Origin of the sequence: Candidatus Nitrotoga sp. AM1P (assembly GCF_013168275.1) — a bacterium.
GTDB lineage: Bacteria > Pseudomonadota > Gammaproteobacteria > Burkholderiales > Gallionellaceae > Nitrotoga.
Genome location: NZ_AP019547.1, coordinates 1,357,061 through 1,369,244, shown reverse-complemented (window position 1 = coordinate 1,369,244; position 12,184 = coordinate 1,357,061). Strand labels below are relative to the sequence as shown.

10 protein-coding genes and 1 pseudogene are annotated in these 12,184 nt (G+C 53.7%); 10 read left to right on the top strand and 1 reads right to left on the bottom strand.

Translation table 11 applies throughout. The annotated features are described in order from the left end of the window. Positions 1 to 9: 9 nt before the first annotated feature. Both W01_RS06065 and W01_RS06060 read left to right on the top strand, forming a co-directional pair. A complete protein-coding gene (locus W01_RS06065; RefSeq protein ID WP_173052967.1) occupies positions 10 to 1,272 on the top strand; it encodes a cytochrome b in 1,263 nt (420 codons plus the stop codon). Continuing rightward, on the top strand, positions 1,269 to 1,910 hold the full coding sequence (locus W01_RS06060) for a cytochrome c1 (RefSeq protein WP_173052965.1): 642 nt from the start codon (positions 1,269 to 1,271) through the stop codon (positions 1,908 to 1,910). Before W01_RS06065 ends, W01_RS06060 begins: the two co-directional genes overlap by 4 nt. 225 nt (positions 1,911 to 2,135) lie before the next feature. Here the strand turns inward: W01_RS06060 and W01_RS14160 are convergent. Next, positions 2,136 to 2,905 (bottom strand): annotated as a pseudogene (locus W01_RS14160) (IS1595 family transposase); the annotation flags it as partial. A gap of 303 nt (positions 2,906 to 3,208) precedes the next feature. Here W01_RS14160 and W01_RS06045 point away from each other — a divergent pair. The 8 genes from W01_RS06045 (at position 3,209) to malQ (ending at position 12,156) form a co-directional block, all read left to right on the top strand. Continuing rightward, positions 3,209 to 4,411, top strand: a complete 1,203-nt coding sequence (locus W01_RS06045; RefSeq protein ID WP_173052959.1) for an NAD(P)/FAD-dependent oxidoreductase — start codon at positions 3,209 to 3,211, stop codon at positions 4,409 to 4,411. A 63-nt stretch (positions 4,412 to 4,474) separates the two neighbouring features. Then, positions 4,475 to 4,825: a dihydroneopterin aldolase gene (gene folB, locus W01_RS06040; protein ID WP_173052958.1), complete on the top strand. Its 351-nt coding sequence runs from the start codon at positions 4,475 to 4,477 to the stop codon at positions 4,823 to 4,825. 6 nt (positions 4,826 to 4,831) lie between these two features. Next, the gene (gene folK / locus W01_RS06035) at positions 4,832 to 5,392 is read left to right on the top strand and encodes a 2-amino-4-hydroxy-6-hydroxymethyldihydropteridine diphosphokinase (RefSeq protein WP_173052956.1); all 561 of its coding nucleotides are present in this window, start codon (positions 4,832 to 4,834) and stop codon (positions 5,390 to 5,392) included. A 441-nt stretch (positions 5,393 to 5,833) separates the two neighbouring features. Continuing rightward, complete coding sequence (locus tag W01_RS06030) at positions 5,834 to 6,553, top strand: hypothetical protein (protein ID WP_173052954.1); 720 nt, start codon at positions 5,834 to 5,836, stop codon at positions 6,551 to 6,553. After that, complete coding sequence (locus W01_RS06025) at positions 6,550 to 7,242, top strand: HAD family hydrolase (RefSeq protein ID WP_173052952.1); 693 nt, start codon at positions 6,550 to 6,552, stop codon at positions 7,240 to 7,242. Before W01_RS06030 ends, W01_RS06025 begins: the two co-directional genes overlap by 4 nt. A gap of 11 nt (positions 7,243 to 7,253) precedes the next feature. Then, positions 7,254 to 8,357, top strand: a complete 1,104-nt coding sequence (gene tal, locus W01_RS06020; protein ID WP_173052950.1) for a transaldolase — start codon at positions 7,254 to 7,256, stop codon at positions 8,355 to 8,357. Positions 8,358 to 8,452: 95 nt separating this feature from the next. Continuing rightward, positions 8,453 to 10,627: a glycogen debranching protein GlgX gene (glgX, locus tag W01_RS06015; protein WP_173052948.1), complete on the top strand. Its 2,175-nt coding sequence runs from the start codon at positions 8,453 to 8,455 to the stop codon at positions 10,625 to 10,627. Next, positions 10,624 to 12,156, top strand: coding sequence for a 4-alpha-glucanotransferase (gene malQ, locus W01_RS06010; RefSeq protein WP_173052946.1), 1,533 nt, complete (start codon positions 10,624 to 10,626; stop codon positions 12,154 to 12,156). The genes glgX and malQ overlap by 4 nt, the downstream gene beginning before the upstream one ends. Positions 12,157 to 12,184 lie beyond the last annotated feature (28 nt).

The following is a 12,184-nucleotide window of genomic DNA, read 5'->3' as shown; positions in this document are numbered from 1 at the left end:
GAGACGATCATGCCCAGCCGCATCATCAATTGGATAGATCAGCGTTTTCCTCTCACCAGCTTCGTCAAGCATGAACTGACGGGTTATCCCACACCGCGCAATCTCAGCTATTGGTGGAACTTCGGCTTTCTCGCCGGATTCGTGCTGATGCTTCAAACTGTCACTGGGATATTCCTGGCTATGCACTACAAGGCCGATATTGCGCTTTCCTTTGATTCCATCCAGCACATCATGCGCGACGTGAATTACGGCTGGCTGTTGCGTTATATGCACTCGACCGGTGCTTCCGCCTTCTTCTTAGTAATCTACATCCACATGGCGCGCACGATGTATTTCGGTTCCTACCGGGCGCCGCGCGAATTGCTGTGGTGGACGGGACAGGGTTTGTTACTGCTGTTGATGGCAACTGCCTTTATGGGGTATCTATTGCCGTGGGGACAAATGTCTTTCTGGGGTGCGACGGTAATCACTGATCTGTTTCGCGTCACTCCCTTTGTCGGCGATCAGGTGGTTATCTGGTTGCGTGGCGACTACGCCGTGGGTGATGCCACCCTGACTCGTTTCTTCGCACTGCACTATCTGTTCCCATTCCTTATCATCGGCGCGGTGGTGGTGCATCTGGTGGCGCTGCACAAGGTGAAGAGCAGCAATCCAAGCGGTATCAATCTGGCCGATAAGGACAACATCCCGTTTCATCCGTATTTCACCATCAAGGATTTATTTGGACTGGGGCTGTTTTTGATCGTTTACTGCTGTTTTGTATTCTTCCTGCCTGACAGTTTAATGGAGCCAGCCAACAACATTCCGGCCAACCCCATGCAGACCCCAAACCATATTGTTCCGGAATGGTACTTCCTACCGTTCTACGCGATTTTGCGCTCAGTACCCAATATGGTTGGCGGCGTGGTGGCGATGGGTTTATCAGTGATGATGTTTGCCTTTATGCCCCTTCTGGATCGATCGCGCATTCCCGGCGGTGCGCATTTTCGTCCTGTCTACAGGGTGCAGTTTTACCTCTTTTTGCTGGATATGTTGGTGCTGGGTTATGTCGGCTACATTCCTTCGACCAATCAGACTATTGTGATCGGGCGGGTAGCGACGTTGTGCTATTTTTGCTCGTTCTTGTTCATCCCGTTTATATCCAAAGCGGAAGAGCGCTGGCTGATCAAACGCGGCTTGCCTCCTGAAGTGGAGACTCAGATGAAGAGCGAATCACTCGCCATGGAGAAGCATAAACTCAAGAATCGCCGCCGTAGCGGCGACAAAACATGAACAGGCTCCTGAAGATTGCGATGTTTTGTTGCTTCAGTGTACATGCATGGGCGACAGACGTAACGCTGGAAAAAATACGCATAGAGACTGATGTGCCAGCCGTAGAGCGTGGCGCCGAAACCATGATGAATGTTTGCCATAGTTGCCATAGCATGAAGTACATCAAATACCGCGATTTAGTTAACTTTGGAATGGATAAGCAGAAAGTGGATGTTTGGCGTGGCAATCAACCCTTGGACGCACCGTTGCTTGCGCAGATGTCAGATAGCGATGCCTTGCAGGCATTTGGCAAAGCACCACCTGATCTTACTCTGATGGTAAAAGCGCGTGACGGCGGAGCGAACTATGTGTATTCCTATCTGGTGGGTTATTACCTCACCCCCGAGGGAATGCAGGGCAATCATGTCTATCCCGGGACCAAGATGCCCGACATACTCAGCATCAGCATTGCTACCGAAGATGCGCAGCGTACCGAGATACAAGGCCGGGCGCGCGACATTGTATCGTTCCTTTCATGGGCAGCCGATCCGCACGAAACGGAGCGTATCCGGCTAGGCTACTATGTAATCGCCTATCTGGTCGTGCTGACTACGTTGCTCTATTTCGTCAAGAATCAGATATGGTCAAGGTTGAAATGAAATCTCATGGAGCACAATATAAAGAGCTGAAATTTTCGGTACGTCGCTGTTCTTGCAAAGCTGTCATTTCCATCGCTTGTATTCTCTACACCAGAGGTTAGTCTGCACGGATATGGACGCTGCACTTTTGGCCACGGAATGCTGCTGGTTATGTTGATCTATAGTTGGTTAGCAATCCTCATTTTTCCGCTTTACGTACGCCATCGAACATATAACATTCCCTGATTAGCCACAATGTTCAGCCGCACGAATGAGGCGCTCAGGATAGGGCAAAGTGACGGACGATGCTCGAAGCAGTCTGACCAGAATGACAGACAGGTCGAAACGGCGGTTGAATCGATATTGGAACTCGGCGAGGTAACGATGGGTGTACTTGGAGAAATCGAACGTATGGTAGGTTCCGGAGTACGTCGTTTTCAGATTGCCCAAGAGGGTATTAACCGCGCGAAATTTCTCCAGCTTCCGCAGTCAGTACCGCTGGTGACGTGCGCTTGTGAGTGGCTCCAGATTCTGTGACGGTTCGGAAGTACCACAAATTATCGGAAATGACATTAACCGACGCGCACAGCGATTTCTTCGCCCACGGGGTAATCGCGTCTTTGATCAATTCCAGCTTGGTCAGGCAAACGAACAACGGATCGCCGGTTTCAGTGGTCTGCACCGCAGCGATGAAGGGCACCTTGTTCTCCGAGCCCCGGCCGCTCTTGCCGCCGAACAACTCCCCACCCAGATAAGCGTCGTCGATCTCAACGCGACCGTCGAGCTGGCGCGATTCTTCCCGCACCGTCATGATTTGCATCAGCTGGTGTTTCAACAGCCAGGCAGTCTTGTAGCGCACCCTCAAATGACGTTTGAGTTCCAGCGCCGATATGCTGTTCTTCGATTGACTCAACAGATGCATACCCAAAAATCAGTGTGTCAATGGCAGCTTCGAGGCGTGGAAAATCGTCCCGCAGATTGCAGTGGTGTTCTCGGCACATCGAACACTGCCAGTATGCAGTCCTTATACGGTCGAGGCCGCTCTTTATTCAGGCTCTTAGATTTATCAGGTGACACTGATGGTTTCCTCCTTATTAATGTGGAAACAACTGTTACAAGCGATTTCGTGTCGCACTGCTTCTTCCATATTGATCGCCCATGCTGCGCATAATGACCGATTCAGAAGTTCAATTTCAGACTCATTCCTCGGTGGAAATACGATAACCCTTCAGACTCATTTCATATTGGAAAATGCTCTCTGATGACCCCTTATTAGGATAGACGTATAATGAACCTCACTCATTCACCGGGAGAAAGATATGGAGCACATTTACGATTATGTGATTGTGGGCGGGGGACTGACGGGTGCGTCGGCAGTGCAGGGTATTCGCGGGCTTGATACGACGGGCAGGATACTTTTGGCCTGTGAGGAAAGTCACTTGCCTTATGACCGGCCACCGCTGTCCAAGAAGTTGTGGCTCGGCAAAAAGAAAGTGGAGGATATCTTTCTCCATGACCGCGCGTTCTACGACACTCATGCCGTGACCCTGGCGCTGGGAGCAAAGGCGGCTCGGCTCGATCCCGGAAAAAAAACCATAACCACCACCAATGGCGAGACCTACGGCTACGGGAAATTACTGCTGGCAACGGGCTGCAAGTCGCGGACACTGGACGTCCCCGGTGGCGATCTTGATGGCATCTGTTATTTCCGTAATCTGGATGATTATCTACGCACACGGGACCTGGCCGCAGAGGGAAAGTCTGCGGTAGTGGTCGGCGGCGGGTTCATCGGTTCGGAATTGGCCGCTGCGCTCAACATCAACAAGCTGCATGTCACCATGATCTTTCCCGGCACACTCCTCTGCGATCGCGTTCTTCCGGACTATCTGGGGCGGGCAGTACAGCAACGCTATCAAGAGAATGGCATCAGAATACTGGCAGGTGATAAACCCGTTTCTTTCAGCAGGGACGGTGCTAAATTCATCACTCGCACCGGGAATGGCGAGACGATCGCATCGGATATCGTGATCGTTGGCGTGGGTGTTATCCCGGAGATGGAACTGGCCAGAAGCGGCGGTCTGGAAGTAGGCAACGGAATCGTGGTGAACGAATACCTCGAAACTTCTCATCTGGGTATTTATGCCGCAGGCGACAACGCATTTTTTCCTTACCGAGTGCTGGGACAGCCGATGCGCATCGAGCACTGGGACAACGCTCTTAACCAGGGGCAATGGGCGGGGCGGAATATGGCCGGCGCGCATGAGCCTTTTACCTATCAGCCATATTTTTTCTCCGACCTGTTCGAGTTTGGCTATGAGGCGACCGGTGAGATCGATTCGCGGCTGGAAACCTTCGGCGACTGGCAGAAGGAAAACGACACCGGCGTCATCTATTACCTACGCGACGGGATGGTTCGGGGCGTGATGATGTGCAACGTGTGGGACAAGGTCGAAGTGGCACGCGCGCTCATCAGGAAAGGGGAACGGATGACGCCAGAGAAATTACGCGGCCTCATCCGCTAGTTTGCACCGCTGTTTTTGTTGGTTTCCACTACAGATAACTCGGGAAAATATAGAAAGGACGTTATGGACCGCATCCGCATTTGTGATCTTCTTGTGCGCTGCATTTTGGGCATCAACGAAAGTGAGCGCCGCGAAAAGCAGGATGTGGTGATTAGCCTGACCATCTATACCGATCTGCGCAAGGCCGGCAAAAGCGATCACATCGAGGACACCGTCGATTACCGCGCACTTAAGAAACGCGTCCTTGCGATGGCAGAAGGCTCCCAATATTTTCTGGTAGAGGCACTGGCGGAAACCATTGCGGAAGCGTGCCTCGACCAGCAGGGTGTGCAACAGGTCGATGTATGCGTGGAAAAGCCGCATGCATTGCGCTTTGCCAGGAGCGTGACAGTGGAAATTACCCGGAAGCGCTGAGAGGCTATGGCACGTGCCTTCATCGGCATCGGCTCGAATATCGAACCCGCAGAAAATGTGTGGGCCGCGATTCGCAGCATTGCCCTGCAAACGCGCCTCATCGGCGTATCCATGGTCTATTGCACCGATGTGCTCGGTCGCCCGGAGCAGCCGTCTTACTATAATTGCGTAGTGGAGATTGAAACGGAAGCACCCCCTGCGGAAGTGAAGTACGGCCTGTTGCGCGCCATCGAGAACAATTTGGGGCGCAAGCGGACAGAAGAAAAATATGCGCCACGGACGATAGACCTCGACTTGATTGTATATGGCGACCTAGCGATGGATGCGGAGGGCATCAGACTTCCTGACTCGGAAATCCTGGAACGGCCGTTTCTCGCCATTCCACTTTTCGAGTTGGCGCCAGATTTGGTGCTGGCCGGATACGGTTTGCGAATCGACGAGGTCGCGGCCAGGCTTTCGCAGGATGGAATGAAACCACTGAAGGATTACGTCAAGCTTTTGAGAGAAGAGGCGAGCCATGGATTTGTATTCAACTTCTCTGGTACCTGCCATTCACCATCCGCTTGAAGAACTCTCGTCTTCTGCCGCGCCAACATATGTTTATTACCATAATGCGCTTGGTGCACCGCCGAAACCAAATGTTGTGCGAATGAAGGCTGCGCTGTACTGGAGGCTTCTTGTCATCCGTATTGCTACTGGATGACTTGAATAGATTGACCTGAACGCAAAGTTCTGATGACCACTTTCGGGCGGCACGAATGACCTGAATGGGTGCGCGCCCTAAAAAGGTGGCGTTGTTCCAGTGGGTGTAAATCCTACCCGGTTTAATCGCTTTAGCCGGAAGTAATCGGAGCAGCTATGGAGGTAATGAAGTGGCTGACTGTCGAGCAATCGTTTCTATCCTGGCTACCATGTAGATGGTAGGATTATCAGTCCAGCCGCCGAATAAATATAAGTTGTTGAGTTTCTGGCGTTCGAGACTGAGAAGAAGCAAGGAGATGTGTTGATATGGGTAATACCAATAAATGCACGATGCCGTCTGATGCATTGGTGATCTTCGGCGTGACTGGCGACCTCGTCCACAAGATGATCTTTCCGGCGCTTTACGCGATGGCCATGCGCTCTCTGCAGCCGGACGACGTGGTGCGCGGCCAGTACGCCGGTTACCGGAAAGAGCCGGGTGTGGCGAAGGGATCAGACGTCGAGACGTTCTCCGCGCTACGTCTGTTCATCGACTCGTGGCGCTGGGAGGGAGTGCCGTGGTACCTGCGTTCCGGCAAATGTCTGGCTGCAACAGCAGCCGAGGTACTGGTGGAGTTAAAACCGCCACCGCAAAGACTGTTCGACGATTTAACGCCAGTGGCCGGGCGTGCCAATTATCTGCGCTGCCGGCTCTCTCCCAACTCAGTCGTTGCCATCGCCGCCGGAGTCAAACGCGCAGGCAAGGATTTCGTCGGCGACCAGCACGAGCTCTACCTGCTGGATGAACAGCCGGGAGAGAAACCACTCTACGAGCGGCTTCTGAGAGACACCATGGCCGGCGACGGCGCGCTCTTCACTCGCGAGGACGCGGTTGAGGCCGCCTGGGCGGTGGTCGATCCAGTTCTTTATACCCACCACCGGATTCACCGCTACAAGCCCGGAAATTGGGGGTCTAAACAAGCTGATGCGTTCATTGCGCCAGATGGAAACTGGCACTACCCGATACCGGTGAAGGCGGCGAAATGACAATGGCGAGCGAGGTGGTGTTCCTGCTGGATGTGGACAACACGCTGCTCGATAATGATCGCATCGTAGCCGACCTGAGCGACCATCTTGCGCATGAGTTTGGTGACGAGAGCCGGGATCGATATTGGGAAATTTTTGAAGCGCTGCGTGTTGAACTCGGCTATGCGGACTATCTGGGTGCCTTGCAGCGCTACCGTATTGGTGCCATGAATGATCCGCGCTTGCTGAAGATGTCTTCATTTCTGATGGATTATCCGTTCGCAGAGCGCTTGTACCCTGGCGCGCTCGACTTCATCGCACATCTGCGCCGTTGGGTACCGACGGTGATTCTGTCGGATGGCGATGTGGTGTTCCAGCCGCGCAAGGTACAGCGATCAGGATTATGGGAGGCGGTCGAGGGACGGGTGCTGATTTACCTGCACAAAGAGCAAATGCTCGATGATGTCGAACAGCGTTACCCTGCTCGCCATTACGTCATGGTGGACGACAAACTGCGCATTCTGACGGCGATGAAAAAGGTCTGGGGCAATCGTCTGACAACCGTCTTCCCGCGTCAAGGACGCTACGCGCTCGACACTAGCAATATCGCCATCTATTCGCCAGCTGACATCACGATTGACCGTATCGGCGAGTTGATCAATGTCGATTTTCCCGCCTTGCTCGGCATCCACAATTCTGACTTCACATAATAGGAGCTATCATGAACGTCACACAACAACTGCACGATCTCGGTCAAAGTCTCTGGCTCGACAATATCACGCGCGAACTGCTGACGAGCGGAACACTCAGCCGCTATATCAGGGAGTATGCGGTGACAGGACTGACCTCCAATCCCACGATCTTCGATCACGCCATCAAAAATGGTGATTTCTACGATGACGCGATCCGCCAAAAAACGCTTGCCGGCAAATCGGGCGAGGGGTTGTTCTTTGAACTTGCGCTGGAAGATTTGATCCAGGCCGCTGATCTTTTCCGGCCGGTCCACGACGCTACCGATGGAGTCGATGGCTGGGTCTCGCTGGAGGTATCGCCCCTGCTCGCTGACGACACCGCTGGCACCATAAAGGCGGCGGCGCAACTGCATGCGCGTGCGCAACGTCCCAATCTTTTCATCAAGATCCCGGGTACCCGTGCAGGCATTCGGGCGATCGAGGAATCGATCTTCGCGGGCGTGCCGATAAATGTCACGTTGCTGTTCTCCCGCGAGCATTACATTGCGGCGGCCGAAGCATATATGCGCGGCATCGAACGGCGCATCGCCGCTGGTCTGGATTCGAAGGTCGCTTCCGTGGCATCGATTTTCGTCAGCCGCTGGGACGTGGCCGTCAAGGAGAAAGCGCAGGGCGAGTTACGCAACAACCGTCTTGGCATCGCCATCGCCATGCGCGCCTACAAAGCCTACCGCGATCTGCTGGCATCCAGGCGTTGGCAGAAACTGGCCGATTTCGGTGCCCAACCGCAACGCTTGCTGTGGGCCAGTACCGGTACCAAGGATCCCGCAGCTTCGGACACCCTTTACGTCGAAGCGCTCGCTGCGCCGGATACGGTCAATACCATCCCGGAAAAGACACTGCTCGCCTTCGCCGAGCACGGCAAAGTAAATAACGTTTTGCCGTTTGATGAGGTTCATGCCGAAATGGTGGAAGCTATCATCGAGGAATTCACCCACGAGGGCGTCAACGATGAGGCGCTTGCCGCCAGCCTTCAGCGCGAGGGCACCGAAACATTCGCTAAGTCATGGAGTGATCTGATGTACTGCATCGCCTCAAAAAGCGAAGCGCTGACGAAGACCAATCAAGCATGAGCAGCACGACTCTGACTGCTACAGGCGCAAGGCATGGCAAAACGTCCGGCGCAGGAGCCGCTCCAATTCTGTGGCAGCGATAATTCAATACAATCATGAATACGCCTGAACGCACACTGCATGATTACGTAGCAGATGTCTCCGAACATACTGAAGTTCGGAGAGGTGTTCCTTTGCCCTTTGGAACCCATGAATCTGAGGGAGGGGTTAATTTTTCCTTATTTAGCCGTCATGCCACCCACGTTCGTCTGGAGTTGTTTGATCATCCCGTAGACGCAACGCCAGCTAGGGTTATTGATTTCGATTTTACACGCAACCGTACTGGTGACATATGGCACGTATGGGTTGAAGGAATTCGTTCCGGTCAACTCTATGCCTACCGAGTAAATGGTCCGTACCAGCCCAGGGAAGGACATCGTTTCAACTTTCACAAGCTGCTCATAGACCCCTTTGCGACAGCGATCTCGCGGGTGCAAAACTGGGATTTTGGCCCGGCGCGGGGATATGACCTGTCGGCGCCAGAGCGGGACTTGGTTTGTTCGAAAGTGGATGATGCTGAAGCCATGCCGAAATGCGTGTTCACTAATGAGCACTTCCACTGGCATGACGACCAACCGCTCCGACATCCCTGGTCAAAGACAGTGATTTATGAAACGCATGTTCGTGGTTTCACCATTCATCCCAGTTCCGTCGTGGAGCATCCCGGCACATACCGCGGCCTTATGGAAAAGATCCCCTATTTGAAAGAGCTGGGAGTGACAGCTGTGGAATTGATGCCCATCTATGAGTTTAACGAATTCGAAGTACCGGGCATCAATCCGCAAACAGGCAAGCCACTCAGAAATTACTGGGGTTACGATCCCGTGGCCTTCTTTGCGCCGAAAGCATCCTACAGCAGTGCGGGAGGCATGGGTCAACAGAAGCTGGAGTTTAAGGAAATGGTCCGGGCGCTCCATCAGGCCGGTATCGAAGTGATCCTGGATGTCGTGTTCAACCATACGTCAGAGGGAAACGAACTGGGCCCAACCTTATGTTTCCGCGGGATTGATAACTCAATTTTCTACATGCTGGAGTCAGACCAACGCTATTACAAGAACTACGCTGGTACCGGCAATACCATCAACGCCAACCATCCCATGGTGCGGGATCACATCCTTGGAGCGTTGCGCTACTGGGTGGTTGAGATGCATGTGGATGGGTTCCGCTTTGACCTTGCGTCGATTCTCGGCCGGGATTGCACCGGCAAGCTCCTAGCTAATGCCCCCCTTCTCGAACGGATCGCCGAAGATCCGATCTTGAGAGACGCGAAAATCATCGCCGAGGCTTGGGATACCGCCGGTGCATACGAGGTGGGTAGTTTTTCAGAGCGGCGTTGGGCGGAGTGGAACGGCCGGTACCGAGATGATATCCGGCGTTTCTGGCGCGGCGATGATGGGATGCTCGGATTGTTTGCCAGCCGCATCTGCGGCAGTGCCGACATTTACACCAAGTCGGGCAAAGGTCCCGAGAGCAGCATCAATTTCGTCACCTGCCACGACGGCTTCACTTTAAATGACCTGGTGAGCTATCGCGACAAGCACAATGAAGCAAACGGAGAAAACAACCATGACGGGACAGACTACAACATCAGCGAGAACTACGGCACTGAAGGCGAGACAACGGATGCTGGGATCGAGGCCTTACGGAAAGGCCAGATCAAGAACTTCCTGCTGACCCTGCTGATATCGCGCGGCGTGCCGATGCTGCTCAGCGGGGACGAATTTCGCCGCACGCAAGGCGGCAACAACAACGCCTACTGCCAGGACAACGAAACGAGCTGGCATGACTGGAGCTGTCTGGAACAGCACCGGGAAATTTTCCGCTTCACCCGTGGCATGATCGACTTTCGTCGTGCACATCCGATTCTGAGTAAGGAGCAATTCTACACGGACGCCGATATACATTGGTTTGACCCGCAAGGAGGAATGCCCAACTGGGCTGATCCAAAAGAAAAGCAGTTTGGCTGCCTGATCCATGAAGATGAGCAGCGCGCACTTTTCCTGATTTTCAATGCCAGCACAGATGCGGTCGATTTCGGTTTACCTCCTGTACTACCGGGGACTCGGTGGCATCTGGCCGTTGACACCTCTCGCGAAGCACCACAAGATCTATTTGCTGTGGACAAGGAACCGCTTTGGGAAGATCCACAAACTTACCACTTGAGCTCCCGCTCCAGCGCCATACTTTTGGCACGGAAGCAGGAATCTGCCTTGGGAGGGCGGGCAGTATGAATAAACGCTCCTCCGGGATACTTCTCCATCCAACATCTCTTGCCAACGAATATCCCATCGGCGACCTAGGATCTGCGGCAACCGCGTTCGCGGATTTCATGGTCGAGAGCGGACAGCGTTGGTGGCAGATGCTTCCCGTCGGCCCGACAGGGGGAGGTAATTCTCCTTACCAGTCACCGTCTGCCTTTGCGGGTAATCCGCTCCTGGTAAGTCCCGATCGGTTGGTGGAGCAGGGGCTCCTTGGCCGCCAGGATATCGAGCCTCCTATCACCAGGAGCGAGGGAAAGGTGAACTATCTTGCGGCGGCACGCTTGAAGCTGCAATGCTTAAAAAAAGCGTTCGAAAATTTCGAAAAAAATAGGCACGATGACAGGCAACCTGAGCTCGACGCATTTGTACGCGCGGAGTCTTTATGGCTTGAAGATTTTTCGTTGTTCTCGGCAATCCAGGGAAAAGAGGGCACTTCGGATTGGACCCGATGGAACAAGGAGCTGCGAATGCGAAAGCCAAACGCCATCATTCACGCACAGAAATACTTTGCCAAAGACATACGTTACCATAAGTTTGTCCAGTGGCAATTCTCGGTGCAGTGGAATGAGTTAAGGGCTTACTGCAATTCCAGAGGAATTGGGCTGATCGGCGATGTTCCCCTGTTCGTGGCTCACCAAAGCGCCGATGTCTGGTCTCATCCCGAGCTTTTTAAACTGGATGTCGTTGGAAACCCCACAGTGGTTGCGGGAGTTCCTCCCGATTATTTCTCCAAAACAGGACAGGTGTGGGGTGTTCCTGTGTATCGCTGGGAGGCGCTTCAAGAGCAGAGCTACAGCTGGTGGATCGAACGCCTGCGGACGGCTTTTGGACGGTTCGATGTCAATCGGCTGGATCATTTCATCGGCTTTGTCCGCACCTATGAAGTGCCTGCACAAGCCAAGACGGCTATGAACGGGCAATACCACCCTGGCGGAGGCGCTTCTTTTTTTGAAGCAGCCCGCGAAGCCCTTGGGTTACTGCCTCTGATCGCGGATGATCTCGGTGCCAAAACACCCGAAGTAGTGGCTTTACTCGATCAACTTCAGATCCCGGGCACAAAGGTGCTCCAATTCGAGTTCGGCTCAAATCTCGAAAGCAATTCAGGTCCACCAGAACAGCATCCGATGAAATCAGTGGTCTATACCGGAACCCATGATAACGACACAACGGCAGGCTGGTATCGGAAGTTGCCAAGCACGCAGCGCCAAGCCTTGCAAAAACAACTGGGAGCAAACAACCGGGAGGTGATCTGGGCCGTGATCCGTGAGGCGATGGCATCGCAGGCCGAAACAGCCATCGTTCCAGCGCAAGACCTTCTCGAACTGGGTTCGGAAGCGCGAATGAATTTTCCCGGAATTGCAAAGGGAAACTGGCAATGGCGCCTGAAGGATGGCGCACTGACCCAAGAGCTCGCGCAAAGGCTGCGAAGCGTAACGATTACGCATGGGCGCCTGATGAGTGGTGAGCCCCGCCCAGCTCTCCTTGATATTAGGAGATAACCCGACGCCACAGATCGCGAAGCGGGTA

Coding starts and splice junctions, on each gene's coding strand:
- W01_RS06025 (WP_173052952.1), top strand. CDS start 6,550: ATGACAATGGCGAGCGAGGTGGTGTTCCTGCTGGATGTGGACAACACG.
- tal (WP_173052950.1), top strand. CDS start 7,254: ATGAACGTCACACAACAACTGCACGATCTCGGTCAAAGTCTCTGGCTC.
- malQ (WP_173052946.1), top strand. CDS start 10,624: ATGAATAAACGCTCCTCCGGGATACTTCTCCATCCAACATCTCTTGCC.
- W01_RS06030 (WP_173052954.1), top strand. CDS start 5,834: ATGGGTAATACCAATAAATGCACGATGCCGTCTGATGCATTGGTGATC.
- W01_RS06045 (WP_173052959.1), top strand. CDS start 3,209: ATGGAGCACATTTACGATTATGTGATTGTGGGCGGGGGACTGACGGGT.
- W01_RS06065 (WP_173052967.1), top strand. CDS start 10: ATGCCCAGCCGCATCATCAATTGGATAGATCAGCGTTTTCCTCTCACC.
- glgX (WP_173052948.1), top strand. CDS start 8,453: ATGAATACGCCTGAACGCACACTGCATGATTACGTAGCAGATGTCTCC.
- folK (WP_173052956.1), top strand. CDS start 4,832: ATGGCACGTGCCTTCATCGGCATCGGCTCGAATATCGAACCCGCAGAA.
- W01_RS06060 (WP_173052965.1), top strand. CDS start 1,269: ATGAACAGGCTCCTGAAGATTGCGATGTTTTGTTGCTTCAGTGTACAT.
- folB (WP_173052958.1), top strand. CDS start 4,475: ATGGACCGCATCCGCATTTGTGATCTTCTTGTGCGCTGCATTTTGGGC.